This window comes from Mesorhizobium sp. M0772, assembly GCF_040320135.1.
Taxonomy (GTDB): domain Bacteria; phylum Pseudomonadota; class Alphaproteobacteria; order Rhizobiales; family Rhizobiaceae; genus Mesorhizobium.
In genome coordinates, this window is record NZ_JAMYPB010000034.1 from 43,215 (window position 1) to 69,652 (window position 26,438).

The 26,438-nt window shown below is 62.5% G+C and carries 25 protein-coding genes and 1 pseudogene; 7 read left to right on the forward strand and 19 right to left on the reverse strand.

Annotated features, from left to right (window positions below; translation table 11 throughout):
* Positions 1-88: 88 nt before the first annotated feature.
* Entirely contained in the window at positions 89-2,728 is a 2,640-nt protein-coding gene (gene pepN / locus NKI06_RS21100; protein WP_352986945.1) for an aminopeptidase N, read from the reverse strand.
* 419 nt (positions 2,729-3,147) lie between these two features.
* Between pepN and NKI06_RS21105 the strand changes: the two genes are divergently transcribed.
* Positions 3,148-4,050, forward strand: coding sequence for a DMT family transporter (locus NKI06_RS21105; protein WP_023687251.1), 903 nt, complete (start codon positions 3,148-3,150; stop codon positions 4,048-4,050).
* Between the two features lie 19 nt (positions 4,051-4,069).
* Here the strand turns inward: NKI06_RS21105 and NKI06_RS21110 are convergent, their stop codons facing one another.
* The 3 genes from NKI06_RS21110 to NKI06_RS21120 all read right to left on the reverse strand — a co-directional run bounded on the left by NKI06_RS21110 (position 4,070) and on the right by NKI06_RS21120 (position 6,689).
* Positions 4,070-4,882: a helix-turn-helix domain-containing protein gene (locus NKI06_RS21110; protein ID WP_352986946.1), complete on the reverse strand. Its 813-nt coding sequence runs from the start codon at positions 4,880-4,882 to the stop codon at positions 4,070-4,072.
* Positions 4,883-5,114: 232 nt separating this feature from the next.
* A complete protein-coding gene (locus tag NKI06_RS21115) occupies positions 5,115-5,993 on the reverse strand; it encodes a uracil-DNA glycosylase (protein ID WP_352986948.1) in 879 nt (292 codons plus the stop codon).
* Positions 5,994-6,134: 141 nt separating this feature from the next.
* Entirely contained in the window at positions 6,135-6,689 is a 555-nt protein-coding gene (locus NKI06_RS21120; protein ID WP_023698594.1) for a hypothetical protein, read from the reverse strand.
* Between the two features lie 302 nt (positions 6,690-6,991).
* On the opposite strand from NKI06_RS21120, the gene NKI06_RS21125 reads away from it, so the two are divergent.
* A complete protein-coding gene (locus tag NKI06_RS21125; protein WP_023805715.1) occupies positions 6,992-8,671 on the forward strand; it encodes an electron transfer flavoprotein-ubiquinone oxidoreductase in 1,680 nt (559 codons plus the stop codon).
* The gene (locus NKI06_RS21130; RefSeq protein ID WP_348524362.1) at positions 8,668-9,414 is read left to right on the forward strand and encodes a DUF922 domain-containing protein; all 747 of its coding nucleotides are present in this window, start codon (positions 8,668-8,670) and stop codon (positions 9,412-9,414) included. The genes NKI06_RS21125 and NKI06_RS21130 overlap by 4 nt, the downstream gene beginning before the upstream one ends.
* Positions 9,415-9,439: 25 nt before the next feature.
* Here the strand turns inward: NKI06_RS21130 and NKI06_RS21135 are convergent, their stop codons facing one another.
* The 3 genes from NKI06_RS21135 to NKI06_RS21145 form a co-directional block, all read right to left on the reverse strand.
* The gene (locus NKI06_RS21135) at positions 9,440-10,453 is read right to left on the reverse strand and encodes an endonuclease/exonuclease/phosphatase family protein (RefSeq protein ID WP_155922474.1); all 1,014 of its coding nucleotides are present in this window, start codon (positions 10,451-10,453) and stop codon (positions 9,440-9,442) included.
* 140 nt (positions 10,454-10,593) lie between these two features.
* On the reverse strand, positions 10,594-12,054 hold the full coding sequence (locus NKI06_RS21140) for an AMP nucleosidase (RefSeq protein ID WP_023731828.1): 1,461 nt from the start codon (positions 12,052-12,054) through the stop codon (positions 10,594-10,596).
* 278 nt (positions 12,055-12,332) lie between these two features.
* Positions 12,333-12,527, reverse strand: a complete 195-nt coding sequence (locus tag NKI06_RS21145) for a hypothetical protein (protein ID WP_023702175.1) — start codon at positions 12,525-12,527, stop codon at positions 12,333-12,335.
* 51 nt (positions 12,528-12,578) lie between these two features.
* Between NKI06_RS21145 and NKI06_RS21150 the strand changes: the two genes are divergently transcribed.
* Positions 12,579-12,809, forward strand: coding sequence for a hypothetical protein (locus tag NKI06_RS21150; RefSeq protein ID WP_156935551.1), 231 nt, complete (start codon positions 12,579-12,581; stop codon positions 12,807-12,809).
* A gap of 134 nt (positions 12,810-12,943) precedes the next feature.
* Here NKI06_RS21150 and NKI06_RS21155 read toward each other — a convergent pair whose 3' ends face one another.
* Positions 12,944-13,285, reverse strand: a complete 342-nt coding sequence (locus tag NKI06_RS21155; protein ID WP_023687258.1) for a DUF2147 domain-containing protein — start codon at positions 13,283-13,285, stop codon at positions 12,944-12,946.
* A 437-nt stretch (positions 13,286-13,722) separates the two neighbouring features.
* On the opposite strand from NKI06_RS21155, the gene NKI06_RS21160 reads away from it, so the two are divergent.
* Together NKI06_RS21160 and NKI06_RS21165 are read left to right on the forward strand one after the other, a co-directional pair.
* A complete protein-coding gene (locus NKI06_RS21160) occupies positions 13,723-13,989 on the forward strand; it encodes an SEL1-like repeat protein (RefSeq protein WP_023747480.1) in 267 nt (88 codons plus the stop codon).
* 386 nt (positions 13,990-14,375) lie between these two features.
* On the forward strand, positions 14,376-15,497 hold the full coding sequence (locus NKI06_RS21165; RefSeq protein WP_023687260.1) for an ABC transporter substrate-binding protein: 1,122 nt from the start codon (positions 14,376-14,378) through the stop codon (positions 15,495-15,497).
* Between the two features lie 66 nt (positions 15,498-15,563).
* Here NKI06_RS21165 and NKI06_RS21170 read toward each other — a convergent pair whose 3' ends face one another.
* The 10 genes and pseudogenes from NKI06_RS21170 to NKI06_RS21215 all read right to left on the reverse strand — a co-directional run bounded on the left by NKI06_RS21170 (position 15,564) and on the right by NKI06_RS21215 (position 24,972).
* Positions 15,564-17,525 (reverse strand): acetyl/propionyl/methylcrotonyl-CoA carboxylase subunit alpha, encoded by a 1,962-nt coding sequence (locus NKI06_RS21170; RefSeq protein WP_352986952.1) that lies wholly within the window; start codon positions 17,523-17,525, stop codon positions 15,564-15,566.
* Positions 17,526-17,574: 49 nt separating this feature from the next.
* The gene (locus tag NKI06_RS21175) at positions 17,575-17,952 is read right to left on the reverse strand and encodes a hypothetical protein (protein WP_352986954.1); all 378 of its coding nucleotides are present in this window, start codon (positions 17,950-17,952) and stop codon (positions 17,575-17,577) included.
* 45 nt (positions 17,953-17,997) lie between these two features.
* A complete protein-coding gene (locus NKI06_RS21180; protein WP_023670207.1) occupies positions 17,998-18,372 on the reverse strand; it encodes a hypothetical protein in 375 nt (124 codons plus the stop codon).
* 120 nt (positions 18,373-18,492) lie between these two features.
* Positions 18,493-19,022 (reverse strand): annotated as a pseudogene (locus NKI06_RS21185) (O-acetyl-ADP-ribose deacetylase).
* A gap of 2 nt (positions 19,023-19,024) precedes the next feature.
* Positions 19,025-20,632, reverse strand: a complete 1,608-nt coding sequence (locus tag NKI06_RS21190; RefSeq protein WP_352840243.1) for a carboxyl transferase domain-containing protein — start codon at positions 20,630-20,632, stop codon at positions 19,025-19,027.
* A gap of 8 nt (positions 20,633-20,640) precedes the next feature.
* Positions 20,641-21,465, reverse strand: a complete 825-nt coding sequence (locus tag NKI06_RS21195) for a DUF1444 family protein (protein ID WP_352986956.1) — start codon at positions 21,463-21,465, stop codon at positions 20,641-20,643.
* A gap of 107 nt (positions 21,466-21,572) precedes the next feature.
* Complete coding sequence (locus tag NKI06_RS21200; RefSeq protein WP_023687268.1) at positions 21,573-22,736, reverse strand: isovaleryl-CoA dehydrogenase; 1,164 nt, start codon at positions 22,734-22,736, stop codon at positions 21,573-21,575.
* Positions 22,705-23,349 carry a TetR/AcrR family transcriptional regulator gene (locus NKI06_RS21205; protein ID WP_352512344.1) on the reverse strand — a complete coding sequence of 215 codons (645 nt, stop codon included), beginning with the start codon at positions 23,347-23,349 and terminating at the stop codon, positions 22,705-22,707. Before NKI06_RS21205 ends, NKI06_RS21200 begins: the two co-directional genes overlap by 32 nt.
* A gap of 69 nt (positions 23,350-23,418) precedes the next feature.
* Positions 23,419-23,703: an acylphosphatase gene (locus NKI06_RS21210; protein ID WP_352625975.1), complete on the reverse strand. Its 285-nt coding sequence runs from the start codon at positions 23,701-23,703 to the stop codon at positions 23,419-23,421.
* 156 nt (positions 23,704-23,859) lie between these two features.
* Complete coding sequence (locus tag NKI06_RS21215) at positions 23,860-24,972, reverse strand: pyridoxal phosphate-dependent aminotransferase (protein ID WP_023832462.1); 1,113 nt, start codon at positions 24,970-24,972, stop codon at positions 23,860-23,862.
* Here NKI06_RS21215 and NKI06_RS21220 point away from each other — a divergent pair.
* Positions 24,971-25,153 carry a hypothetical protein gene (locus tag NKI06_RS21220; protein ID WP_352512340.1) on the forward strand — a complete coding sequence of 61 codons (183 nt, stop codon included), beginning with the start codon at positions 24,971-24,973 and terminating at the stop codon, positions 25,151-25,153. The genes NKI06_RS21215 and NKI06_RS21220 overlap by 2 nt on opposite strands.
* Positions 25,154-25,229: 76 nt before the next feature.
* On the opposite strand, the gene NKI06_RS21225 is transcribed toward NKI06_RS21220, so the two are convergent.
* Positions 25,230-26,405, reverse strand: a complete 1,176-nt coding sequence (locus NKI06_RS21225) for a porin (protein ID WP_023743754.1) — start codon at positions 26,403-26,405, stop codon at positions 25,230-25,232.
* Positions 26,406-26,438: the final 33 nt, after the last annotated feature.

Consider the following 26,438-nt stretch of genomic DNA (forward strand, 5'->3'; position numbering starts at 1 on the left):
AAGTTGGTCGAGGTCGCGCACTGCCGCAACGACCCCACCCGTCCATCCGCCTTCGGCGGCTGTCCACCGTCCCCTCAAGGGGGAGGGATCAGGCTAGCGTTCGCTCCACAATGTCCCGCAAATCCGCCGACAGGTTCTCGGCACCGGCGATGGCCAGCAGCGCTTCCCTGGCCTTGGCTTGCCTGCCCGGCTCCAGCGAGCGCCACGAGCGCAGCGCTGTCGCCAGCCTGGCCGCCACTTGCGGATTGCGTTTTTCAACCTCGAGTACGGTCTGGGTAAAAAACCGGTAGCCTTCGCCATCGGCGCGGTGGAAGCCGGTCTGGTTGGCGCTGGCGAATGTGCCGACCAGCGAGCGCACCCGGTTCGGATTGGCCATCGAGAAAGCTGCGTGACCAGTCAGCTCGCGTACCGTGTCGACTGTCCGGCGTCCCGGCACGCTGGCCTGGATCTGGAACCATTTGTCCATGACCAGCGGATCGGCGCCATAACGCGCCTCGAAATCGGCCAGCGCCTTGATCGCCTCCGGCGAACCGTCATGGCGGTGCGCAAGGACGGTCAGCGCTGCGGCGCGGTCGGTCATGTTGGTCGCGGTTTCGAAATGCCGGGCGGCGAGCGCAGCACCTTCCGGCAGCAGCGAGAGGTAGTCGAGCAGGATGTTGCGCAGCGCGCGGCGTCCCGCACTTGCCGCGTCGGGGCTGAACGGCCCGTCGCCGGCGAGGCGGCCGTATAGGTCGGTGAACGTTTGCTGATTGGCGCGCGCGATTGCCAGCGCCAACGCCTCGCGAGCGGCAAAGATGGCGTCGGGATCGATGTTCGTGCCGATGTCGCGGGCAATGTCGGCCTCGCCCGGAAGTGACAGCGCCAGCGCCCGGTAGGCAGGTTCCAGGGTCTCGTCGCCGGCGATCTTGCCGGCAAGTCCGGTCAGCCTGGCGGTGAAAGCCGGCTTCGCGCCGCCGAGGATCTGGCGGAAGGCCGCTATCAGCTCATCGGTGAGCAGCGTGTTGAACGCCTGCCAGCGCGCGAAGGCATCGCTGTCATGGCCGGCGAGGAAGAACTGGTCGTCGGCCTTCTGCTCGACCGAAAGTGTGATCGGCGCCGAAAAGCCGCGATTGAGCGACACCGCCGGCCGCTCGGCGACGCCTGAGAAGCGCACCATATGTCGGCGCTTGCGGATATGGATGACACCGTCTTCGACGGTGGCGCCTTCGACGCCGCCATAGGCGACCGGTTCGCCGCCGGCGCCGACCAAGCCGAAGGCGAGCGGAATGTGCATCAGGCGCTTGCGGCTCTCCGACGGTGTCGGCGGCACCGACTGCTCGATCTCGAGGGTAAACTCGCGCGTCGCCGGATTGTGCGTCGAACTGACGGTCAGGTTCGGCGTGCCCGCCTGGTGATACCAGAGCGCGAACTGAGACAGGTCGCGCCCGGAGGCGTCCTCGAACACCTTCAGGAAGTCCTCGATCGTCGCGGCCTCGCCATCATGGCGCTCGAAATAGAGGTCCATGCCGGCGCGGAAAGCCTCGGCCCCGAGGATAGTGCGGATCATGCGCACGACTTCCGAGCCTTTTTCGTAGACCGTCGCCGTGTAGAAATTGTTGATCTCGCGGTAGCGGCGCGGCCGTACCGGATGCGCCAGCGGTCCCTGGTCCTCGGGGAACTGGTGCGCCCTGAGCGTGCGCACTTCGGCGATGCGCTTGACCGCACGCGAGCGCTGGTCGGCGGAGAATTCATGGTCGCGAAAGACCGTCAGCCCTTCCTTAAGGCAGAGCTGGAACCAGTCGCGGCAGGTGATCCTGTTGCCGGTCCAGTTGTGGAAATACTCATGCGCGATGATCGCCTCGATATTGGCGAAATCGGCATCGGTGGCGGTTTCCCGGTCGGCCAGCACATACTTGTCGTTGAAGATATTGAGGCCCTTGTTCTCCATGGCCCCCATGTTGAAGTCGGAAACGGCGACGATGTTGAAGACGTCGAGGTCGTATTCGCGGCCGAAGGCCTGCTCGTCCCATTGCATCGAGCGCTTCAGCGCATCCATGGCGTAGCCGGCAAGCCCCTCCTTGCCTGGCTCGACATAGATGCCGAGTTCGACCTCGCGCCCGGACATGGTGACGAAACTGTCCGCAACCTTGCCGAGATTGCCGGCCACGAGCGCAAACAGATAGGACGGCTTGGGGAAGGGGTCGTGCCAGACTGCAAAGTGCCAGCCGTCGGCAAGCGCGCCGCTTTCGACCGGATTGCCGTTTGAAAGCAACAGCGGCGCTTCGTCCAACCTTGCCTCGATACGCACGGTATAGACCGACAGGATGTCGGGGCGGTCGAGGAAATAGGTGATGCGGCGAAAGCCCTCGGCCTCGCATTGCGTGCAATAGACATTGCTGGAGCGGTAGAGGCCCATCAGCGCCTCATTGCTGGCCGGCGCGATCTCGGTCTCAAGCAGCAGCTGGAAACGGGCCGGCGGCCTCAAAATGGTCAGCTGGTCCGGCGTGGCGAGATACTCGGCCGGGGCAAGCTCGCGACCGTCGATGGCAATGCGCTTGAGCACCAGCCCGTCGCCGTCCAGCACCAGCGACGTCGAGGCGGCGGCGCCATCGCGGCGTTCGATCGTCAGCACTGCGGTGACACGCGTTGCGTCTGGCGAAAGGCGGAAGGTGAGGCCGGTTTGCGGGATGGAAAAGTCGTTGGGGCGGTAGTCTTCGAGCTTGAAGACCTGGCCGGTATCGGTTCGCATTCCCTTGGGTTTCCCTGTCGCTATCGGAGCCGCTGACGTGTCCTGGCCCATTAATCTAAAGTTGCGCGCTCTTTACACGAAACGGTCACTCGACAAAACTGCGCCAATGCCTATTTCGGGGCGTTCCCCTTCCGCCATCATCGTGAGGCCTTGATGACCGTCGTCAGATCGAAGTTCGGCATGGGCGCCTGTGTACCGCGTCGTTCGACGCGCATCTCAGCGGAGATCCGGGAAGCAACAGAACAGTGAAAGCCGGACCTGGAGACGAAGCGGGCGGGAAACTGTCCCATCATCCCGGCGCGCATCGGCCCAATAATCGATGTCGATTTTTGGAAAGCACGATGCGCAGATTTAAAGTGTCAGAGCGTCCTTTGCGCGTCGAAGACGACGCGCGGCGCTCTAATGTTCTCACCGGGATCATGCTCAAGGTCATGTCGGTGGCGGTCTTTGTCGGCATGCAAACCTGCATCAAGGCCGCCGGCACTTTGCCGGCCGGCCAGATCGTCTTCTTCCGCTCTTTCTTCGCCATCTTCCCGATCATCGCCTTCCTGGCCTTCAAGAGAAAACTCGGTACGGCGTTCGCCACCAAACGCCCGCTGAACCACATTGCGCGCGGTGTCGTCGGCGTTTGCGCCATGGGGCTCGGCTTCTTTGCGCTGACCCGGCTGCCGCTGCCTGAGGCGATCACGCTGAACTATGCCCAGCCTTTGCTGGTGGTGGTGTTCTCCTCGCTATTCCTCGGCGAAGCCATTCGCGTCTATCGCTGGAGCGCGGTTGCGGTCGGTCTGGTCGGCGTGCTGATCATCTCCTGGCCGGAGCTGACGCTGCTCACGTCGGGCGTCGCGCTCGGCGACCAAGAGGTGCTGGGCGTCATCGCTGCTCTTGTTTCTGCAGCAATCTCCGCCAATGCCATCCTGCTCGTGCGCAATCTTGTCCAGACTGAACGAACAGCGACCATCGTGTTGTGGTTCTCGGCGACGGCGAGTGTCATGGCGCTGCTTACGCTGCCCTTCGGCTGGCAGGCGCTGACGCCGCTGCAGGCCGGTCTGCTGGTCGCAGCAGGGTTCTGTGGCGGGCTGGCGCAGATTTTGATGACGGCGGCGTACCGCCATGCCGAAGCTTCGGTGGTGGCGCCGTTCGAATACACCTCGATGATCCTCGGCGTGGTCGTCGGCTATTTCGCCTTTGGCGATATCGCCACCATCAACACGCTCGTCGGCGGTGTGATCGTCGTTGCCGCCGGCATGTTCATCATCTGGCGCGAGCGCCAACTCGGCCTGGAACGCACCCGAACGCGCAAGGCAGCGCCACCACAGGGGTGAGGAGGTCCGCGGGGTTGGCTCAGTTAGCTTCCGCACGTTCCTTCGCCAGCCGCACCAGCACCGCTCGCGTCTGCTCGTCGGCCGGGAAGAAAGACTCGATCGCCAGTTCCGACAGCGTCACGTCAAGCGGCGTGCCGAAGACGGTGATGGTGCTGATGAAGGACAGCACCTGGTCGCCATGCGCCAGCCGCAGCGGATGGACGATGCCGTTGGGCTCGACCGGCACCGGCCGCGCACCCTTGAGCCCGGACGGATAGGTTCGCAATTCGCGCTCCAGCTTGACCAGGACGGGATCGCCGGCGGCATCGTTCTGGTGTTTCAGCCGCTCCAGCAGATGCGCCCGCCATTCCGCGAGATTGACGATGCGCGGTGCGATGCCGTTCGGGTGCAGGCTGAGGCGCAGCACATTGACCGGCGGCTGGAGCAGCGACGGCTCGGCAACATCGGCCAGAAACGGGCCGATGGCGGCATTGGCGGAAATCAGGTTCCAGTGCCGGTCGACGGCGAGGGCGGGGAACGGCTCATGCCCTTTGAGCACGCTCTCGACCGCGGCAAGCGCCGGCGCCAGCGTCGTATCTGTGAGTGGCCGCTCGCTGAAGCTCGGGGCAAAGCCGGCAGCCAGCAACAGCTGATTACGCTGCCGCAGCGGAATCTCAAGCTGCTCGGCCAGATGCAGCACCATCTCACGCGACGGCGCGGCGCGGCCGCTTTCGACGAAGGAGAGATGACGCTGGGAAATCTCAGCCTCCATTGCGAGATCAAGCTGGCTCATGCGCCGGCGCGTGCGCCATTCGCGGATCAGGCTGCCGGCGGAGGTTTGGGCTGTTGTCATCGGGCAGGATTAAGGCGGCGGGAGAGGGATTTCAATTACGTCGGAGGTTAAGCGGAGGCCGAGGCGAAATCTTCTCCCCCTTTGAGGGGGAGATGGCCGGCAGGCCAGAAGGGGTTCGACGGGATGCGACCTTCTTACGGAAATGGACGTTGGCGCTCCACGCGCAACGACCCCACAGTCGCCTTCGGCGACATCTCCCCCTCCAAGGGCCCTCAAGGGGGAGATCAGCTAGCTAGCCCACCTCTCGCAACTTCGCTTTCACCTCGAGAAAATCCCGCCACGCCAGTTTCTTGTGCGCCGGCGTCCGCAAGAGATAGGCCGGGTGCAACGTCGGCATGGCCGGAATGGCAGTGCCCGACACCGTCGTGTGCACCTGCCAATTGCCGCGCAGGCGCAGGATGCCCTCGGTCGTGTTGAGCAAGGTTTTGGCTGATGGGCCGCCGAGATTGACCAGCACCCTCGGATTGACCAGCTCGATCTGCCGCTCGATGAACGGACGGCAGATCTCGGTCTCGTGCGGCGTCGGCGTTCGGTTGCCGGGCGGCCGCCAGGGAATGACGTTGGCGATATAGACCGAGGTGCGATCAAGCCCGATCGCCGCCAGCATGCGGTCGAGCAGTCTGCCGGAGCGGCCGACGAAGGGAAGGCCCTCAATGTCCTCGTCGCGGCCGGGCGCCTCGCCGACCAGCATCACCGACGCTTCCGGATTGCCGTCGGCAAAGACCAGGTTCTTGGCGGTGAATTTGAGGTTGCAGCCGTCGAAGGACGCCATGTGCTGGCGCAGCGCGTCGAGCGTCGAGGCGCTTGCCGCCATTTGCCTGGCAAGAGCCGCCTGCGCCTCGTCTGGCACGGTCGCCATGGCAGGCACGGAGCGGGCCGGCGCGTCCGGCACCCGGCTTGCGTCCAGCCCGGGGCTGGCGGCGGCTTGTTCCGGAAACTTGTTTTCGCGAGGCGGCGCGGCAGGCGCCGTTGTGCGCTCGGGGCGCTTCGGTGCTGCCCCGGCAAACCGGTTCACCGGCGCGTCCTCCAACGCTTCGTCGACACCGGCAGAGGCGTAGAAGGCGAGCAACTCGGCCAGGTCGGATCGGTTGTTGGGGGAGGCGGCAGTCATACCGGGCACATTCGTCCGCCGAGAGACGATTTGCAAGGTTGGGCGGTTAGTAATCTCCCCCTCAAGGAGGGAGATTACGCGCTCGTCGGCTTTCGCCAATCACGAAGGGCATTTCGTGGCGATTTTCACGGCGTCTGCCGCTTACCCCGTCGGTATCCGCGGATCCTGCACCAGATAGAACGTCCAGCGCGGCGTGTAGTCGGTGATCAGAAACTCGAAGCGTCCCCTCTTCAGCGGGTCGATCTGTCCACTCTTGAACAAGAGCCGGTCATAGGGTTCGAAATCGCGGTCGAAATCGGCGTACGCGCTCGACAGGATGTTGTCGGGCGTCTTGTTGCGCTGGTCGAAGGACAGGCCGTCGCCGAACACGCTCGGCTGGTTGAGTATCTCCTGCAGCTCGAACTGGAATTCGACCCAGGCCTGGCCGCTGTTGTTGAGCACCTCGATACGCATGTACAGGATGCCGTTGGCGAATTCGCCGTTGGTGCTGAACGGCTGGATCGGTTTGGTGGTGCGGATGGTGAGCGTCACCGGCGTCGACGAATTCAGCTCCTCGGAGATGACCAACGGATCTTCCTTGGTGCCGGTGCCCGAGGCGCCGGTGATGTGGAAACCGCCAAGCTCGTCGGAAAAGGAATAGGCGCCGGTCGCCCACACCTTCACCGGCTCGGCCTGAGCGCGAACCGGCGTAAGCATTGAAAGGGCGAGAAGGATCGCTCGGCAGGTCCGGCCGGGCGGAAGGGGGAAGCGCGTCAATGAATAGCCGGACGGCGTGCGCATGGAAATAAGTATGGCCGATAAGAGAGCCGTCGAACAATTAAAATATGGGACGCTGAGCGCGGCCGCGCGCAAAACGCTTGCGGCAGAGTTGTCATCCGCGACTTTTTGTCGAAATCGGCATTGTCACGTCAGCGCCGGTTTCCTGTCGCGGATTGATGCGCTATGCAGCGCAGGAGCCAGCAAAATGCCGGAAACGGTTGGCCAGAGCGGAGGGGTTGATGAGCGAGATCGAACGCGAGAGCATGGAATTCGACGTGGTCATCGTCGGGGCCGGCCCGGCGGGCCTTGCCGCAGCGATCCGTCTCAAGCAGGTCAATCCCGAGCTTTCCGTCGTGGTGTTGGAAAAGGGCGGCGAGGTTGGTGCCCACATTCTGTCAGGCGCCGTCGTCGATCCCATAGGCGTCGACCGCCTGTTGCCGGGCTGGCGCGAGGAAGATGGCCACCCCTTCAAGACGCCGGTTACGGCCGACGATTTCCTGGTGCTCGGCCCCGCCGGCTCGTTCCGTCTGCCCAATATCCTGATGCCGCCGCTGATGAACAATCACGGCAACTACATCGTCTCGCTCGGCAATGTCTGCCGCTGGCTGGCAACCAAGGCTGAAGCGCTAGGCGTCGAAATCTATCCGGGCTTTGCTGCCGCCAGCCTCGTCTACAACGATGCCGGCGCGGTCACGGGCGTCGTCACCGGCGACATGGGCGTCGAAAAAGACGGCACACATGGCCCGGGCTTTGCGCCGGGCATGGCGCTGATGGGCAAATACGTGCTGATCGGCGAGGGCGCGCGCGGTTCGCTGTCCAAGCAGCTGATCGCAAAATACAAACTGTCCGACGGCCGTGAGCCCGGCAAGTACGGCATCGGCCTCAAGGAGCTGTGGCAGGTCAAGCCCGAGAACCACCGGCCGGGCCTGGTGCAGCACTCCTTCGGCTGGCCGCTCGACCTGAAGACAGGCGGCGGCTCCTTCCTCTACCACCTCGAGGATAACCAGGTCGCGGTCGGCTTCGTCCTGCATCTCAACTACAAGAACCCTTGGCTGTCGCCCTTCGAGGAATTCCAGCGCTTCAAGACGCATCCGGCGATATCGCGCACCTTCGAGGGCGCCAAGCGCATCGGCTACGGCGCGCGCGCCATTACCGAAGGCGGCTGGCAGTCGGTGCCGAAACTCTCCTTCCCCGGCGGCGTGCTGATGGGGTGTGCGGCGGGCTTCGTCAACGTGCCGCGCATTAAGGGTTCGCACAATGCGGTGCTGTCCGGCATGCTGGCGGCCGAGCATGTCGCGCAAGCGATCGGCTCCGGCCGCGCCAATGACGAACTGTCGTCTTATGAGGACGCCTGGCGCGCGACCGATATCGGCAAGGATTTGAAGAAGGTCCGCAACGTCAAGCCGCTCTGGTCGCGCTTCGGCACCATTATCGGCGTCGGCCTCGGTGGTCTCGACATGTGGCTGAACACGCTGTTCGGCTTCTCGCCCTTCGGCACGCTGAAACATGGCAAGGCCGATTATGCCACGCTTGAGCCCGCGGCCAAGCACAAGAAGATCGCCTATCCCAAAGCGGACGGCGTGCTGACCTTCGACCGCCTGTCCTCGGTGTTCCTGTCCAACACCAATCACGAGGAAAACGAGCCGGTGCATCTCATCGTCGGCGACATGGAGTTGCAGAAGCGTTCCGAGCATGATGTCTTTGCCGGGCCTTCGACCCGCTATTGCCCGGCCGGTGTTTACGAATGGGTCGACAAGGACGGCAACGCCGCCGCCGATCCGTCTGCCAAGGATGTGCGCTTCGTCATCAACGCGCAGAACTGCGTGCACTGCAAGACCTGCGACATCAAGGATCCCAACCAGAACATCAACTGGGTGCCGCCACAAGGCGGCGAAGGCCCGGTCTATCAGAGCATGTGAGCCTCACCGACCGGGGCCGTCTCAACCAGCAAAAATGGCGGCGATGGCCGGGTTTACCAAGGCATGTAAGGCGCTCGGCGCCAAAGATTGTTGAAACCGTCGTCTGCTTGTGGTCTCATTGCCGCGTCCATGGGGAAAATGGCATGCGCGTGTTGGTCTTGTTTTGCGTCGCCGTCATAAGCGCGGCCTGCGGCGTCGTCGGGACGGCGTCGGCGGGGGTGAAAACCGTCGTCAAGACGCGAACCTATGACATCACCGGCATGACAGGTGCCGGTCTGGTTATCGCCATGAACCGCAGGGGCCCCAAGCACGGTTTCATGACCCACGCCATCGCGCAGACAAGCTACACCGCCGACTGGAGCCTGGACGTGGGTCAGGTCAACGGCGTCTGCCGCCTGCGCCAGGCCAATGGAACGCTCAACATCGCCTACACCTACCCGCGCGTCGCCTCGGCCGTCACGCCGGCGCTACGCAAACGCTGGAACCGGTTTTTCACAGGCGTTCTCGCTCATGAAGGAACCCATGGCCGTATCGCCGGGCAGATGATGCAGGCTGCCGAGCGGTCGGTTCGCGGCTTGAAATTTGCCAACGATCCACAATGCAACAAAACGCGCGTCGAAGCCACGCGGCGCTTGCAAGCCACTTCCAAGCTCTATGAGGCAAAACAGATCGCCTTCGACGCGCGCGAGCACAGTGAAGGCGGCCATGTCGAGCGCATCATCGAGGCCTTGGTAGGCTTGTGAAACCGTAAGCCCCGTGGCGTACGATCTAGCCGCCCATGCTGGGCTGGATCAGCGACACAGTCGCGGTAGAATCCTCGTCGACCGGCTTGGTCTCGTCGCGCATCAATGAAAATTCCACCATCACCGGCAGATGGTCGGAGCCGGTCTCTTCCATCTGCGTCGACGACAGGATGGTCACCCCGCCCTTCGAAAACACCTGGTCGATCGGCAGGCCCGCATAGCGCCGCAGGAAATCGGGCAGGGTCCGGTGGATCCAGGTCGGTCCGGCCGACGGCATCACGGTCAGTCCGCCGAGCGAGGCAACGCGCCGTACCGCGGCGCTCCACGGCACGGCGTTGCAGTCGCCGGCCATGATCGCCGTCTCGCCGAGCGAGGTGAGCGTCTCGGTCAACTCGCCGATCTGCCAGTATTGTTCCTTCGGCCACGGCCAGCTCAAATGGATCGCCGCGACATCGACCGGAGTGCCGCCGAAATCGACGGTGGCGGCCGCCATCGCGCCGCGCGGTTCGCAATGCGGCTCGGTGCCGGCCGCAAAAGGTCGCCGGGACAAAAGCGCCACGCCCCACACGCCGTCGGGATGGGCGCACAGGATGCGATAGGGATAGGCGTTCTGGATATAGCCGAGTTCGGTCGCCCACATGGCCGATACTTCATCGAGCGTGATCACGTCTGGGTTGGTCCTGGCGATCAGCGAAAGAACCTTCTTGGGTGTCGGATTGTTGAAACGCAGGTTCATCTGCAGCAGCCGGTAGACCGGTTCGTTGCCGGGCGCGGCGTCATTGGCGGCCTGCACCGGCCACAGGCGCGGCAAGGTGCTCAACGTGCTGGCGAAGGCGGCCACGGCCAGCAGCAGGCCCACGCCCGCCTGCAGGCGAAACGAGGTGGCGAGCAGCGGCAGCGCAATCAGCCCCATCAGCACGGCAAAATGGATGCGGAAATGGGCAAAGGAATCGAAGGCCGGATGCAGTGCGCCAAAGAACCCGGCTACAAGCGCGGCCGAGAGGCCGAGCATTGCCAGGAACGCCATTGAAGCCATCATCTTTCGCACGCGTGCCATCAGACCGGGTTTTGCCCATAGACCGGGTAATACATTGCCGAGGTATCAGGCCTTTATCGGCTGAAATGCGGCCCAATCAAGATGACGAAACGCCTCGCGGCAAACATTTACGGCAAGCCGGTCTACTGAAAGGCCGTCTCCGAAAAGCTTCTCAGCTTGCGCGAATGCAACCGTTCCATCGGCATTTCCGCCAGCTTCTCCATCGCCTTGATGCCGATGGTCAGATGCTGCGCCACTTGCCGCTTGTAGAATTCGGTCGCCATGCCGGGCAGCTTCAACTCGCCATGAAGCGGCTTGTCGGAGACGCAAAGCAGCGTGCCGTAGGGCACGCGGAAGCGGAAGCCATTGGCGGCGATCGTGGCCGATTCCATATCGAGCGCGATGGCGCGCGACTGCGACAGCCGCTGCACCGGTCCGCGCTGGTCGCGCAGTTCCCAGTTGCGGTTGTCGATGGTGGCGACGGTGCCGGTGCGCATGATGCGCTTGAGATCGTAGCCGGAAAGTCCGGTGACTTCGGCGACCGCCTCCTGCAGCGCCACCTGGATCTCGGCCAGCGGCGGTATCGGCACCCACACCGGCAGGTCATCGTCCAGCACATGGTCTTCCCGGACATAGGCATGCGCCAGCACATAGTCGCCCAGCGCCTGAGTGTTGCGCAGGCCGGCGCAATGGCCGAGCATCAGCCATGCATGTGGCCGCAGCACCGCGACATGGTCGGTGATCGTCTTGGCGTTGGACGGGCCGACGCCGATGTTGACCATGGTGATGCCGCCATGGTTCGGCTTCTTCAGATGATAGGCTGGCATCTGAGGCAGGCGCGGCGCCGCCACGCCTTCGCTGGGTGCGTTTTGCCCTGCCTTGGTGATGACATTGCCCGGTTCGACGAATTCGGTATAGCCGTGGCCGCCTTCAGCCATCTGGGCCCGCGCGCGGGCGACGAACTCGTCGATGTAGAACTGGTAGTTGGTGAACAGCACGAAGTTCTGGAAATGCTGCGGGCTGGTCGCCGTGTAGTGCGTCATGCGGTGCAGCGAATAGTCGATGCGCTGCGCCGTGAACGGCGCCAGCGGCCTTGGTTCGCCGAACGCGACCTCGAAGGTGCCGTTGGCGATCTGGTCGTCGGTGCCGTCAAGATCCGGCACGTCGAACAGGTCGCGGATCGGCCGTTTGATGCGGTCGGCGGCGGCGCCATCGACATGGGTTCCTTCAAGGAACGCGAAATGCAGCGGGATCGGCGTGGTCGATTCCGAAACCGTTACCGGCACACCGTGATTGCGCATGATCAGGCGAAGCTGCTCTACGAGATAGCGTTCGAACAGCACCGGCTGGGTGATGGTGGTCGAGAAATGCCCGGGGGTCGGCATGTGGCCGTAAGCCTGGCGCGAGTCGATCTGGGTGAACGAATTGGTGGTGACGCCGATCTCTGGGTAGAAGGCGCGGTAGCGCTTGCTTTCGTCGCCGCCGGCGGCAAGCGTGGCAAAGGAGTCGCGCAGAAACTTGGTGTTGCGGTCGTAGAGCACCTGCAAGGCGGCCACGGCCTTTTTGGCGTCGTCGAAGCTCTGCTTGCCGAAAGGCTCCGGCATGACGACCGATTCGATAGCTTGTGGGTAGATTCGCTTTTCCATGGCTCAATATAGAGACTTGAGGCCGCACTTGGGAGGGGAGGATGGCCGCCAAGTGGTCGATTTATTCGTCCACGCCCAAGGTGTGCTGAGATTCAGGTAAGGCTGAGCCGGAGTCGAAGACGGGCGCGAAGCGACCAAACTGGTTGGCTTCGAGAACCGGAGCGGAGCGTACTCGAAGTATGTGAGCACCAAAGGCCGCCACTTGCAGGCCGGCATCACCTTAATACCGGCACACCTTACCCGCGCTGCAGACTGACCAGCAAGACAAAGCCGACGCCATGCTTCTTCGTCGCCGGCGCGTCGATCGTCGTGTCGGCATTGGCCCGCATCATCGGCATGACCAGGACCGGCGCCGACAGCACGACCAGGACGAGCGCCGCCCGCGGCAGGAGCCGAAGGGTCTGGAGGGCGTTGATGGCGATGCGGTTCATGGCTTTTGCTTTTCTGTTTGGATCTATGTCTTTGTCGTCTCAGGGGCGAAAATGGTTCATGCAATCGAATTGGCAGGAACTGGCTGCATCCCAGGAACGGGCCGGGCGGCCGGCTTCGGCCACGAGGATGGCGAAGAGCATCCCGAACAGGCTCATCAACAGGCAGACGATGGTGAAGCGGCGAGCGAGCATTTGCGTAGTGTCTCCTTGAACACGCCATCAAAATGCCCTGATGCGACTGAACCGGCGCTGATGCCGACGTTCATCTGCGGTTCAAAGTGATTGACGAGGTCTTAGAGAGAGCGTCGGTTCGGGTTTGCGCCGCCGCAAACGGCACGGTCGTCTATGGCGCGGACCGTCCTGCAAAAGAAAACGGGGCCTGTGAAGGCCCCGTTGGTCAACTCAAAGCAGCAAGATCAGAGCTTGTGCCAGGTCTGGCTCTTGCAGATCAGCCCGCCGAGCACGCAGCCGCTCATTTTGAGCGAGGTGCCCGACAGTGTTGCCTTGCCCGAATAGGTCTTGTCGTTTGCCGGATCGGTGATGTTGCCGGCATATTTGTTGGCCCCGGCCGCCTTGAGCGAACCGATGGTCTTCCCGGCATATTTGCCGGTCTTCAGGGTGATGGAGAATGAACCGCTGCCGCCGATAACTGCTGTGTCGCCGGCTTGTGTCTTCCAATTGCCTTCGATCGGATCGGCCCAAGCCGCACCAGCCATCATCACGGCGGCCGCCAGGGCCAAGCTCACTTTGCGAAACATATCTGTCCTCCCTGGTTTAGATGGGGCAGCCGCCTCTCTGCCCCTTACGCAAACGTAAGCTAATCCAGCTCCTGGCAAAACAAAAGCGTACCGCGACGGAAGGTTTCGCAATTTTCATGCAGGGTCGGGAGAGTGCAGCCCGTGGAAATGAAACGATCGAGGCGTTGGCTTTGGTTCGCGTGGTTAGCAGAGTGTTGATCGGCGCCTTGCAAATTTTCGTCAAATCGGTCGAGAAACGGCGGGATTGCTGACTTTGTATCCTTAACGAATTTCCGCGTTTACCTCTTGTTTTAGCTTTGTTTTCTCCAAATTAAGCACGCCATTTAACGACGGATTCAAGGCTCGGCCTCATTCTCGGAAGCATCGAAAGAGCGGCTCCCCAGGGAACACCGGGGGACAGAAGAGGCCCGCTCTCGGGAGCCAGACAGGGGACTAAAATGGCACGTTTTGAAATGCTTGAAGCCGGCTTCGGCGCCATGGGGGCAACTGCCCAGGCCGACATTCTTTTCGAACTGGGCATGATGTATGCGACCGGCCGCGATTGCGAGATCGATGTCGTTGCCGCCCACAAATGGTTCAACATCGCCGCCATCAAGGGCTCGGTCCGCGCCGCGGAACTGCGCTCGGAATTGTCGGCCGCAATGTCCAAGGTCGAGATCGCCAAGGCGCTGCGCGAAGCCCGCGAATGGATGACGATGCACTGAGATCGCGAGCAGATTATCGCAGGCAGATTATCGAAAACAGGGAAGCCCCGGGATCAAGACCGCAAAGACGGTCGGAACCGGTGAAACGACAAGGCCGCGACAAGACGGCCGACCATGAAAGAACAAGAACGCGGCAGGCCGGCACGGTCCAGTCGTGCACAATGGGGACGGCGGGCAGGTTTTCGTGGCGCGGGGGCGCATGGGGACTGCTACGAGCAAAAAGCCACGACCGGCCGGAACAGGCTGGCGTGGCTTTTTGCGTTGATGAGGCCCAATCGAGCGGCGCCGATGCGCCTAGACAGGCCCAATGAAGGATGAAATTGTCCCGCCTTCGGAAAGAAGCGCGGCCAGAGCGGCTGCGCGAGTGTGGGAGGAGTTCTATCACCATGAAAAAAACGGGTATTTTGAGCGCGGCCGTATTTGGCCTGATGATGAGCGCTCCGGTTGCCTTTGCCGATGACATCACCATTTCGGTGGTCGGCCCGATGACCGGACAACTCGCCACGATCGGCGACCAGTTCAAGCAGGGCGCAACGGCAGCCGCCGACGCGATCAACGCCGCCGGCGGTGTCAACGGCTCGATGATCAAGCTCGACATCGAGGACGACCAGTGCGATCCCAAGCAGGCGGTTTCGGTGGCCAACCGGATCGTTGCCAACAGCGTCAAGTTTATTGACGGCCATGCCTGTTCAGGTTCGAGCATCCCGGCTTCCGCCGTCTACGCCGAGGCCGGCGCGCTGATGATGAGCCCGGCCTCTTCAAATCCCGAGCTGACCGATGCCGCCGCCAAGGCCGGCTGGCCGACGATCATGCGTCTCTATACGCGTGACGACGCGCAGGGCGCCTTCATTGGCCCGTGGATCGCCAAGAAATATGCCGGCAAGAATGTCGTTATCCTGCATGACAAGAGCGCCTACGGTCAGGGCGTTGCCGATGCCGTGAAGGCGACGATGAATGCCGGTGGCCTAAAGGAGATCGACTATGAAGGCATCAATGCCGGCGAGAAGGATTATTCGGCTCTCGTCACCAAGCTGAAGGACCTCAAGGCCGACGTTGTCTATTTCGGCGGCTATCACCCGGAAGCCGGGCTTATCCTGCGTCAGTCGGCCGAGCAGAGCGTCAAGTTCCAGCTGATCATGCCGGACTCGATCGCCTCGCCGGAATTCTGGCAGGTCGCCGGCCCCGCCGGTGAAGGCACCCTGTTCGTCTTCCCGTCGGACCCGCAGGCCAAGCCGGAAGCCAAGGAGGCCATCGCCAAGATCAAGGCGGGCGGCTTCGTGCCGGAAGGCTTTACGCTGTTCTCCTACGCCGTCGTTCAGGCGTTTGCAGAGGGCGTCAAGCGCGCCGGAACGGACGATCCGGTCAAGGTAGCCGAAGCGCTGAAGAACGGCACGCCGTTCAGCACCGTGGTCGGCGACGTGACCTTCGACGAGAAGGGCGATCTGAAGAACGCCAGCTACGACATCAACCAGTGGCACGACGGCAAATACGCACCGATCGCGCAGTAAGCGGCCGCGTACTCATGGCAATGGCCGGGCTTGTCCCGGCCATTTTTCATTCAAGCCTCCAGCCGGCTATGAAGCCTCTTCAACGAAGCGCACCAGCACCGTTCCGTCGGTGACCTGCGCGCCCTCGGTGGCGATTTCCGCGATCACGCCGTCATGGCTGGCCGCGATCGTGTGCTCCATCTTCATCGCTTCCAGGATCAGTAGCGGCTGGCCCTTGATCACCCTTTCGCCCTTTGCCGCGCGCACCAGCTTGACCACGCCTGGCATCGGCGCGCGCAGGCTGCCGGAAGCGGCGGCCGCCTCGTCGGTGCGCGCCAGCGGATCCGGGACGAGGAAACTGTAGCCGACCGCGCCTTCGAATACGGTGACGTGGCCTGGCCAGCGGGCAAGGCGAGGGGCGGCGCGAAGATCATGCGAATTGACGCTGTCATAGGGCGCGTCCAGCGCCACCTCGAAGCGCCCGTCCGGCCGCACTGAAACACGCGCCAGTATATCGTCCTCGCCATGGCGCAGGCGCGTGCGGCGCGCAATGCTGTGGAAATGCGCATAGCCGGCAAGCGACGACCACGGATCGTTCGACGGCGGCAAGGCACCGGCGCCCGCCGCGGCAAGGGCCGCCGCGGCAACGATCTCGCTGCGCGGCGGGGCGACCGCGGTCAGCGCTTCCTGATGCCTGCCGATCAGGCCGGTATCGACATCACCGGCCGAAAAATCGGCGTCCGCGGCAAGTGCCGCGAGAAACGCGGTGTTGACGGTCGAGCCGGCAATCTCGGTCTGCGACAACGCAGTCCCGAGCGCATCGAGCGCCGCCTGCCTGTCCTTGGCGTGGACGACCAGCTTGGCGATCATCGGATCGTAGAAGGGCGAGATCGCATCGCCGGCCCGCACGCCGGTCTCGACGCGCATGCTGGCGCCTTCGGGCGCGTTGTCGGGAAACGCCAGGTGATGCAGCCTGCCGGTCGCCGGCAGAAACCCTTTCGCCGCGTCCTCGGCATAGATACGCGCCTCGAAGGCGTGGCCGGAAAGCGTGATTTCGCTCTGCGTCTTCGGCAGCTTTTCGCCGGCGGCTACCCGCAACTGCCACTCGACCAGGTCGGTGCCGGTGACCATTTCGGTGACGGGATGCTCGACCTGCAGGCGGGTGTTCATTTCCATGAACCAGAAGCGGTCGGCCTTCAGCCCTTGCGAGGCATCGACGATGAATTCGATGGTGCCGGCGCCGGAATAGCTGATCGCCTTGGCGGCCTTGACCGCCGCTTCCGTCATCGCCTCGCGCAGCGCCAGCGTCATGCCGGGCGCCGGCGCTTCCTCGATCACCTTCTGGTGGCGGCGCTGCGCCGAGCAGTCGCGCTCGTAGAGATGCACGGCATTGCCAAAATTGTCGCCGAACACCTGGACCTCGATGTGGCGCGGCTTGTCGACGTATTTTTCGACCAGCACGCGATCGTCGCCGAACGCGGCCTTGGCCTCGCGCCGTGCGCCTGACAGCGCTTCCGAAAAATCTTCGGGATGTTCGACGCGGCGCATGCCCTTGCCGCCACCGCCGGCGCGCGCCTTGATCAGAACGGGATAGCCGATCTCACGCGCCTTGGACGCCAGCAGCACGATCTCCTGCGCCTCGCCATGATAGCCCGGCACCACCGGCACGCCGGCCTTTTCCATCAGCCGCTTGGCCGCGTCCTTCAGCCCCATGGCGCGGATCGAGGCGGCCGACGGGCCGATGAAGGTGAGCCCTGCCGCCACCACCTGGTCGACGAAATCGGGGTTTTCCGAGAGGAAGCCATAGCCGGGGTGAATTGCTTCGGCGCCGGTCGCCAGCGCCGCCGCAACAATCCTGTCGCCGCGCAGATAGCTTTCACCGACGGGCGAAGCGCCGATATGCACCGCCTCGTCGGCCATTTCGACATGCAGAGCCTTGGCGTCCGCGTCGGAATAGACGGCAACGGTGCGCACCCCCATCTTCCTGGCCGTGCGTATCACCCGGCAGGCGATCTCGCCGCGATTGGCGATCAGGATCTTGGCGAACATGGAGCCTCCCGGGTTTGTCTCGGGCGGCGCCGGTCTGGCAGGAATGAGCCTATTTCGAAGCCGAGATTTTGCAGCCGCCGCTCGCGGTCTGAACCTTCCACTTTTTCAGGCCAACCTGACAGCTTCGCAACGCCAACTCTTCCGCGGCCTTCTGAGATGGCGCGTTCAGCCGCGCACCGCAGATGATGTAAAGATCGTCGACGCGCGAGTAGAATGTGGTCGCGTAGGCCGAGTGGCCACTCGCCGCGACATAGGCGTTGTACGACTTCGTGCAGGGCTCCTTTGGATTCAGTGACAACGGAGGCCAGAATCGGGTGTCTCCCTTGCTGCCCGCCAGCGATCCAGCCGCCCCGATACCGGGTGCCGTAAATACGAGCAGGCCGGCAAGCATCGATACAGTAATTCGTTTGATGCGTGTCGATTTCATCTTGCCCCGCCCATTTGAAAAATGCCCAAGCCGATGCTTGTCGGCCTACTTCGATGCCGCAACTTCGCAGCCAGCCCCTGTAATGACCTTGTAGTGGCTGCGGGCGGACTCGCAGGATTTCATCGCCCGTTCTTCGGCAGCCTTCTGTGACGGTGCATTCAAGCCCGAGCCGCAGATGATGTACAACGAACGGATCCGGGCATAGGGCGTGGTCGCATAGGCCGAATGGCCGCCGGCGGCCACATAGGCGTTGTAAGCCATGGTGCACTGGTCTTTCGGGCTTTTCGGCAAATACGGATAGAAATGGATGTCGCCTTTGCTTCCCGCCAGCGATGCCGCGGCGCCAACGCCGGGTACCGCAAATATAAGCAAGACTGCAAGTACCGACGCAGTCGTTTTTCCCGAATATTTCGGCCTCATCTTTACCCCATCCCCGTTGCCCAATGTGGGATGAACAATAGCGTCTATTCTCCAGTGCCGCCAGCCTGCTCACCGAAAATTGCTTTTGCGTAGGTGGATGAACCATCTTATCCATGCAGACTAGCATCCTCCAATGGCAGCAACGGCTTGTCGGTATAGTTGAGCTATTGGCTCGTCGAAGCAGCAGAAAATAACTGTTTCGGGCGTTGAGTTCTGTCCGACGAAGGTACCTGCGATGCCAACGGCGATCTGCGTCGCCTCATTTTCGGATAGCGGTACATGCCGGTGGAGATCGCCCGAAATGCCACGGTCCGGCAATCCCTGGCGGCGGCGATTTCGAGCGATCGGATATAGCAGGAGGCGAGCAGTCCGGCTTCGCCTTTGCCGCCGCCTTGCCAGACAGGTCCGACCGTGTGGATGATGTAACGTGCCGGCAGGTGATAGCCCTTGGTAAGCTTTGCTTCGCCGACATTGCAGCCGTTCAGCATCCGGCATTCGAATTCGAGCTCCGGGCCGGTGGCGCGGTGAATGGCGCCGTCGACGCCGCCGCCGCCCAGCAGCGAGGAATTGGCGGCATTGACGATGGCATCGACCGCAAGCCTGGTGATGTCGCCGGTGTGGACATGTATCCGTTGGCCGAGCTTGCTCATCACTACATCCTGAACACGCCGAACTTCGTTTCCTCGATGTCGGCGTTGAGCGCGGCCGACAGGCTGAGCGCCAGCACCTCGCGCGTTTTCGCCGGGTCGATGATGCCGTCGTCCCATAGCCGCGCCGAGGAGTAGAGCGGATGGCCCTCATGCTCGTATTTCATCAGGATCGGCTTTTTGAATTTCGCTTCCTCCTCAGTGCTCCATTCACCACCCTTGCGCTCGATGCCCTCGCGCTTGACCACCGCCAGCACGGTCGCCGCCTGTTCGCCGCCCATCACCGAAATGCGCGCATTCGGCCACATCCACAGGAACCGCGGCGAGTAGGCGCGTCCGCACATGCCGTAATTGCCGGCACCGAACGACCCGCCGATGATCATCGTCACCTTCGGCACCTTGGCGGTGGCAACCGCCATCACCAGCTTGGCGCCGTCCTTGGCGATGCCGCCGGCCTCGTATTTTCGCCCGACCATGAAGCCGGTGATGTTCTGCAGGAAGATCAGCGGGATCTTGCGCTGGCAGCACAGCTCGATGAAATGCGCGCCCTTCACAGCACTTTCGGAAAAAAGCACGCCATTGTTGGCGATGATGCCGACCGGCATGCCCTGAAGATGGGCAAAGCCGGTGACCAGCGTGGTGCCGTAATTCTGCTTGAACTCGTCGAACTCGGAGCCGTCGACGACGCGCGCGATCACCTCGCGCACATCATAGGGCTGGCGCAGATCCGTCGGCACGATGCCGTAGAGTTCATGCGCGTCATGAAGCGGCGGCATGGGTTTCTGTAAGGTCAGGCTTACAGTCTTGCGCCGGTTGAGATTTTTGACGATGCGCCGGCAGATGGCCAGCGCATGTTCGTCGTCCAGCGCATAGTGGTCGGCGACACCGGACAGCCTGGTGTGCACGTCGGCGCCGCCAAGCTCCTCGGCGCTGACATCTTCACCCGTAGCCGCCTTCACCAGAGGCGGGCCGCCGAGAAAAATGGTCGCCTGGTTGCGCACCATGATCGTCTCGTCCGACATTGCCGGCACATAGGCGCCGCCCGCAGTACATGAGCCCATGACGCAGGCGATCTGCGGAATGCCGGCCGCCGACATGTTGGCCTGGTTGTAGAAGATGCGGCCGAAATGCTCGCGATCGGGAAACACCTCGTCCTGATTAGGCAGGTTGGCGCCGCCGCTGTCGACCAGATAGACGCAAGGCAGATTGTTTTGCAGCGCGATCTCCTGTGCGCGCAAATGCTTCTTCACCGTGAGCGGATAATAGGTGCCGCCCTTCACCGTGGCGTCATTGACCACGACCATCACCTCGGTGCCTTCGACACGGCCGACGCCGGCGACGAGGCCGGCCGAGGAAATCTCCTCGCCATACATGGACCATGCCGCGAACTGGCCGATCTCGAGGAAAGGCGAGCCGGTGTCGAGCAACTGCGCCAGCCGCTCGCGCGGCAACAGCTTGCCGCGCGAAACATGACGCTCGCGCGCCTCCTCCGAGCCACCGCGCTCGACGGTTGCCGCCTTGTCCGCAATGTCGGCAACCAGCGCCCGCATGCGCTCGGCATTGGCGAGGTAGGTTTCGGAGGAGGGCGAGATCTGGGTCTGGAGTACGGCCATTTCGAGCTCTACATCTGGGCTAGGAGTTTGCCGTTGCGGCGTTCGAAAATTTTATCGGATAGCAGATTGAAGCCATCCTCGAACGTGACGTCGATCATCTGTCTGGCCGCGCTTTGGGCCTGCGGATTGCTCGCATCGAAGATGAACAATTGATCCCGGCGCGGCAGCGCAAATAAAACATCGCCGGGAAACTGTGCTTTGATCGACAGCCAGAACTCGTCGAGCAGCACAAGGCTCGTGGAGAGCATCGTATTGCCGTCGACGTAATAGAGATAAAATGTGCCAATCTGGCCGTCGGAGACAATTTTCGGCAGCCATTTCTTCACATTGCCTAGTGCGACATCGCGCAAATCCGAAAGCGCCCGGCCGGGGAAGTCCTTCGGAGCAACAGGTGAGACTGAATCGGGAAGGTCGGCCGTGTATACGACCGCAATTTCACCAACCAGCGGTTCGCACAATAAATCCAAACCCATCGATTTGAGGTGCTCGACATACTGCTGGGTCCGTATCACCGCGATCAGACTTTCTTCACTCGCCCTAGGTCGTATTTCGGCGAGGCCTCGGACAAGCCTGCGTATGGCCGCATCGGCGTCTTCGTCGGGGTATGAGTTCAAGTGCCCGAACACGTTTGTGACGTCTGCCGTCACTTCTGCGCCATCGAGTTTTGCACCGATTTTTGCAGGATCCGATGGGTCTGCGACAGCGCTATCGACACCCGGCTGCCGTTTGAATTCGGCAATTACGAGCTCTCTGAATTCCGCCATATTAGAAAAGCGACGCTTCTGAGCCTTCGCGCGCCCGAGAAAGGCAGCGATTGTGGAAAACAAGGCCATCGCAAATATCCCCCGCCTTGTGACTGGATGCCCCGATGACGTAACCATCTATCGCCCTACTTGTCTCTCGATACCCGCAAAACTACAGCCTGCCATCTTGGCAGGTACTAAACCCCTTCCGCCATGATCTCGCGCCCGATCAGCCAGCGGCGGATTTCGCTGGTCCCGGCGCCGATCTCGTAGAGCTTGGCGTCGCGCAACAGCCGGCCGGTCGGATACTCGTTGGTATAGCCGTTGCCGCCAAGCAGCTGGATGGCGTCGAGCGCCATCAGCGTCGCTTTTTCGGCGGCAAACAGCACGCAGCCAGCGGCATCCTTGCGTGTCGTCAGGCCGCGATCGCAGGCAGCCGCGACAGCATAAACGTAAGCGCGCGCGGCGTTCATCGTCGAATACATGTCGGCAAGTTTGCCCTGCACGAGCTGGAACTCGCCGATCGGCTGGCCGAACTGCTTGCGCTCATGCACATAGGGGATCGCCACGTCGAGACAGGCCGCCATGAGCCCGAGCGGTCCGCCGGCGAGCACGGTGCGCTCGTAGTCGAGGCCCGACATCAGGACCTCGACGCCGCGGCCCTCCTCATGCAGCACATTGTCATAGGGCACCTCGACATTGTCGAACACCAGTTCGCCGGTGTTGGAGCCGCGCATGCCGAGCTTGTCGAGCTTTGGCGATGCCGAGAAGCCGGCCATCGTCTTTTCGACGATGAAGGCGGTGATGCCGTGCGATTTCCGCTCCGGATCGGTCTTGGCGTAGACCACCAGCGTTTCGGCGTCGGGGCCGTTGGTGATCCACATTTTCGAGCCGTTGAGCACATAGCGGTCGTTGCGCTTTTCGGCGCGCAGTTTGAGCGAGACGACGTCGGAGCCGGCGCCCGATTCCGACATGGCCAGCGCACCTGCCCTTTCGCCCGAGCACAATGCCGGCAGGAATTTCTCCTTCTGCGCCGGCGTCGCCCAGCGGTTGATTTGGTTGACGCAGAGGTTCGAATGGGCGCCGTAGGAGAGACCAACCGAGGCCGAGGCGCGCGAAATCTCTTCCACCGCAATGACGTGGGCAAGATAGCCCATGCCGCTGCCGCCGAAATCGGGATCGGCGGTGATGCCGAGAAGGCCGAGCGCGCCGAGCTCTTTCCACAGATGCGTGGGGAATTGATTGCTGCGGTCGATCTCGGCAGCGATCGGCGCTATTTTCTCCTGGGCAAAGCGGCGCACCAGATCGCGCAGCGCCTCGATGTCCTCGTCATGCCCGAAGCTGAGTGTGTTCGTGTACATGCCGTTCCTCCCCGATTTCGATCTTCGCGCCAACCAGGCGCATTGTCATTGAAAGATATGTCGCCGTGACTTTAGCCATCGACAGCCGCTCGCCCGGCCGGAACCAGACGATGACGCCGGTCATCATCTGGATCAGGGCCATGGCAGTGAGCCCCGTGTCATCGACACTGAAGGCGCCGGCCTCCGCGCCGTCGCGCAGGATGGCGCGCAACTCCTTCTCATAGGCGGTGCGCATGCGCAGTATCTGCGTCAGCCGGTCATGCGACAGGCTGCGCAATTCCATGTTCGAGACATGGGTGGAGTGGCGGCGCTCGATGTGGAAAGCGATGTGGTTTTCGACATAGGCGGCAAGCCGCGTTGCCGGATCGGCAGCGTCGGGGCGTGCGGCGTCCCACGCTTCGATCAGCCCTTCCATATGTTCGCGCATCAGCGTGAACAGCAGGTCTTCCTTGGTCGGAAAATAGCGGTAGAGCGCGGCGGCCTGGACGCCGACCTCGGCGGCAAGCTGCCGCATCGACATTGCCTCGTAGCCGAAGCGGGCGATCAGGCTGACCGCAGCCTCCCGGACGGCCGCTTCAGTTTTTTCGCCGTCGGATCCCGTTGTGCGTGCCATGAACGTCTCCCGATACCTAGTAATAAAACGAACGTTCAATTAATTCAAGCGGCAATAAAGTGGTTCCGTCTAGACGATGATCCGAAAGTCGATGGGCGCGTCGAGGAGTTCGAATTCCTCGGTCTCCACCTTCGAAACCGAAGCTCCCCTTGGCTCTTGCCGGAGCTGTTCGATCATTGTGGAAACCGCAGCATCGGCACCGGCAATCCAGGCCGTCACGGTGCCGTCTCGTTCATTGCGTACCCAACCTACGAGGCCAAGCCCTGTCGCTTCGCCTCGCGCCCACATCCGGTAGCCGACGCCTTGCACCTTGCCATGCACACGCGCCTGCACTGCCCTTTGCCGGTTATCCATCGTTGCCTCCCATGCACAGAAACTGGCGCGAAATCGGACGAAAGCAACAGGCTTGAGTGTCGGATTGCTGCTGGATCGACGGAGTCGGGGTCGCGGCTGATTCTGTTTTGGCCTTGGCGGCCTCGGCAGGCTCTGTTGCGATGGCAATTGGCGGGGCTAGTTTCCCCGCGCAGCGGCGAGTGCGCCGGGCAGTTCCTCGGCAAAGATGTCGAGTTCATGATCGAGGCCGACGCTGACCCTTATGCAACGTTCGAGCCTTGGCGCCATCGGCTTGCGGATGAAAACGTCGCGCGACAAAAGGTTTTGCAGCACTTTCAGCGCGAAGGCGCCGTCCTGGCCGCAGTCGATGGTGACGAAATTGGTCGCCGATGGCAGCGGCTTCAGCCCGTTCGTCTCCGCAATCCCGGCTATACGTGTGCGGCCGGCAGCAACTCGCGCCACCACGCTGTGCAGCCAGTCCTGGTCGGCCAGCGCCTCGACGCCGGCGATCTGCGCCATGCGGCTGACGCCGTAATGGTTGCGGATCTTCTCGAAATCGCGGATCACCTCAGCCTCGGCCACCGCGTAGCCGCAGCGAATGCCGGCCAGCCCGTATGCCTTGGAGAAGGTGCGCATGCGGATGACGTTGGGCCGCGCGACATCGATCGGCGGCAGCGCCGAGGCCGGCCCCAATTCGCCATAGGCCTCGTCGAGCACCAGCATGGTGGTTTCCGGCAACGCTTCGACGAAGCGGGTGATATCTCCTGCTTCCCACCAGCTGCCCATCGGATTGTCCGGATTGGAGAGATAGACCAGCGGCGCCTTCTCCTTGATGACTGCCTTGAGCAGGCCGTCCAGGCTTTCCTTGTCGTTCTCGTAAGGCACCGTGACCAGCCGGCCGCCGACGCCGGCAATGTGGAAGTTGAAGGTCGGATAGGCGCCGAGCGAGGTGACCACTGCGTCGCCCGGCGCGACATACATGCGCGCCACCAGGCTGAGCAGCCCGTCTATGCCTTCGCCGACCACGACGTTTTCGGCGCCGACGCCGAGATGGCGGGCCGCAGCCTGCTTCAGATCGTAATTGTCGGGATCGCAATACATCCATTGGTCACGCGCGACGCGCTCCATACGGGCGATAACGCGCGGCGAAGGCCCGAAGCTGCTTTCATTGGCGCCGATGCGGGCGCGAAAAGCACGTCCGCGCTCGCGCTCCTGCGCTTCCGGTCCGACAAACGGCACCGTCGAGGGAAGCGCGCCGACAAGCGGCGTGAGGGCAGGGCGCTGGCGCATGGCAAAGGCTCACGAGAAGATGGGCCTTCTTGCTAGCGTGCCCGATAGGACGGCGCAAGTTCTGGCGCGGCTGGAAATAGTGGCCATGACGCCCGTGATGAAATCGGCGCGGGTGGCCACGCTCTACGGCCTGACCGCCGGTAGGCGGCAGCCTTTTGAAGGCCAGCACTGCAGCCAATGACTATGGCGACGGATGCTTCAAAAAGAAAAACCCGGCGGTTGCCCGCCGGGTTCGATTTTCAGCCAGGCTCTGCCGGTTAGAACGAGCGCTGGAAGCGGAGGAGACCGCCAATGCTGCTCTTCTTGTCGGCGTTGGTGAAGTTGGAGAAGTTGGCGTCGTCGAACTTGCCTGCGTTGAGGTAGTCGACTTCGGCCGTGACCGTGAAGCCGGGAACAACGTCGTAGGCGATGTTCGCAGCGACGCCGAGGTTCTTCCATTCGTCATACGAGACCTGAGCATTGAACGAGGTCTTCTCGTTGATGGTGTAGGTGCCACCACCCCAGAAAGCCCAGTTGCCGCCCCACTGCTTGTAGAAGCCGCGGCCGCCAGCGTCGATCGCATAGCTCGAGTCCGTCAAATTGTCGTCGGTGCCGTAGCCGCCCATGATGAAGAGCGACAGGTTCTGCATCGGGGTGATGTCCAAACGAACTTTGCCGGCGACTTCTTCGTAGTTGCTGTCATAAGCGACGACGCCGGTGATGGCGCCCCAGCCCTGCGTGTACTTCACGCCGCCGACGACATGCGGAACGTAGCTGTCGATGGTGCCAACGGTTCCGGAGCCTTCTTCGAGAGAGACCACGGCCGAGAAGCCGTTGCCCGCATCGAAGTAGTACTGGACGACGTTGGTATCGAAATCGCCGTAGGGAACGAGCGTATCCTGGAGGACGTTGCCGGCGTAGCCGATGAACGTGTCGAAGGCCGATTCGTCCTTACCGACGCGCAGGCCACCGAGCTGGATCCAGGCGAAGTTCAGCGAAACGTTCTTGTTGCCGGCAGGGTTGGAGTTGAACTCGTCTGCTTCGGTCGTCGGATCGTCTGCCGAGGGGTAGCCGTTGCGGTTGCCGAAGTTGAAGCGGGTCTCGGTGTAGGTCTTCAAGGTGCCGAGTTCGGTTTCCTGGCCGGTCCAGGTCTTCAGCGTGAAACGGGCGTTCTTGTAGAAGGTATCCTGCTCGTCGCCATCCTTATGGTCGAAGGACCTCGCACCATCGAACGAACCCACGTCGCCGGCACCGATGTCGTAACGGACATAGCCGCCGATGCGCAGGCAGGTTTCGGTGCCGGGAATGTAGAAGTAGCCGGCGCCGTAGACGTCGCAAATCTTGACGTATTCAGCCGGTTCCGGCTCGGCGACGACGACGGCGTCGGCGGCACGCGCACCGGAAACTGCGATCAGGGCCGCAGCGGAGCCGAGGAGAAGGCTCTTAATGTTCATTTTCTGACCTCCAGTCAGAATCGAACAAGACAG

Excerpts from the sequence above, each read along its gene's own strand:
- pepN (WP_352986945.1), bottom strand. The coding sequence starts at position 2,728 with ATGCGAACCGATACCGGCCAGGTCTTCAAGCTCGAAGACTACCGCCCC.
- NKI06_RS21105 (WP_023687251.1), top strand. The coding sequence starts at position 3,148 with ATGCTCAAGGTCATGTCGGTGGCGGTCTTTGTCGGCATGCAAACCTGC.
- NKI06_RS21110 (WP_352986946.1), bottom strand. The coding sequence starts at position 4,882 with ATGACAACAGCCCAAACCTCCGCCGGCAGCCTGATCCGCGAATGGCGC.
- NKI06_RS21115 (WP_352986948.1), bottom strand. The coding sequence starts at position 5,993 with ATGACTGCCGCCTCCCCCAACAACCGATCCGACCTGGCCGAGTTGCTC.
- NKI06_RS21120 (WP_023698594.1), bottom strand. The coding sequence starts at position 6,689 with ATGCTTACGCCGGTTCGCGCTCAGGCCGAGCCGGTGAAGGTGTGGGCG.
- NKI06_RS21125 (WP_023805715.1), top strand. The coding sequence starts at position 6,992 with ATGAGCGAGATCGAACGCGAGAGCATGGAATTCGACGTGGTCATCGTC.
- NKI06_RS21135 (WP_155922474.1), bottom strand. The coding sequence starts at position 10,453 with ATGATGGCTTCAATGGCGTTCCTGGCAATGCTCGGCCTCTCGGCCGCG.
- NKI06_RS21140 (WP_023731828.1), bottom strand. The coding sequence starts at position 12,054 with ATGCCGGAGCCTTTCGGCAAGCAGAGCTTCGACGACGCCAAAAAGGCC.
- NKI06_RS21145 (WP_023702175.1), bottom strand. The coding sequence starts at position 12,527 with ATGAACCGCATCGCCATCAACGCCCTCCAGACCCTTCGGCTCCTGCCG.
- NKI06_RS21150 (WP_156935551.1), top strand. The coding sequence starts at position 12,579 with ATGGTTCATGCAATCGAATTGGCAGGAACTGGCTGCATCCCAGGAACG.
- NKI06_RS21155 (WP_023687258.1), bottom strand. The coding sequence starts at position 13,285 with ATGTTTCGCAAAGTGAGCTTGGCCCTGGCGGCCGCCGTGATGATGGCT.
- NKI06_RS21160 (WP_023747480.1), top strand. The coding sequence starts at position 13,723 with ATGGCACGTTTTGAAATGCTTGAAGCCGGCTTCGGCGCCATGGGGGCA.
- NKI06_RS21165 (WP_023687260.1), top strand. The coding sequence starts at position 14,376 with ATGAAAAAAACGGGTATTTTGAGCGCGGCCGTATTTGGCCTGATGATG.
- NKI06_RS21170 (WP_352986952.1), bottom strand. The coding sequence starts at position 17,525 with ATGTTCGCCAAGATCCTGATCGCCAATCGCGGCGAGATCGCCTGCCGG.
- NKI06_RS21175 (WP_352986954.1), bottom strand. The coding sequence starts at position 17,952 with ATGAAATCGACACGCATCAAACGAATTACTGTATCGATGCTTGCCGGC.
- NKI06_RS21180 (WP_023670207.1), bottom strand. The coding sequence starts at position 18,372 with ATGAGGCCGAAATATTCGGGAAAAACGACTGCGTCGGTACTTGCAGTC.
- NKI06_RS21190 (WP_352840243.1), bottom strand. The coding sequence starts at position 20,632 with ATGGCCGTACTCCAGACCCAGATCTCGCCCTCCTCCGAAACCTACCTC.
- NKI06_RS21195 (WP_352986956.1), bottom strand. The coding sequence starts at position 21,465 with ATGGCCTTGTTTTCCACAATCGCTGCCTTTCTCGGGCGCGCGAAGGCT.
- NKI06_RS21200 (WP_023687268.1), bottom strand. The coding sequence starts at position 22,736 with ATGTACACGAACACACTCAGCTTCGGGCATGACGAGGACATCGAGGCG.
- NKI06_RS21205 (WP_352512344.1), bottom strand. The coding sequence starts at position 23,349 with ATGGCACGCACAACGGGATCCGACGGCGAAAAAACTGAAGCGGCCGTC.
- NKI06_RS21210 (WP_352625975.1), bottom strand. The coding sequence starts at position 23,703 with ATGGATAACCGGCAAAGGGCAGTGCAGGCGCGTGTGCATGGCAAGGTG.
- NKI06_RS21220 (WP_352512340.1), top strand. The coding sequence starts at position 24,971 with ATGGCAAAGGCTCACGAGAAGATGGGCCTTCTTGCTAGCGTGCCCGAT.
- NKI06_RS21215 (WP_023832462.1), bottom strand. The coding sequence starts at position 24,972 with ATGCGCCAGCGCCCTGCCCTCACGCCGCTTGTCGGCGCGCTTCCCTCG.
- NKI06_RS21225 (WP_023743754.1), bottom strand. The coding sequence starts at position 26,405 with ATGAACATTAAGAGCCTTCTCCTCGGCTCCGCTGCGGCCCTGATCGCA.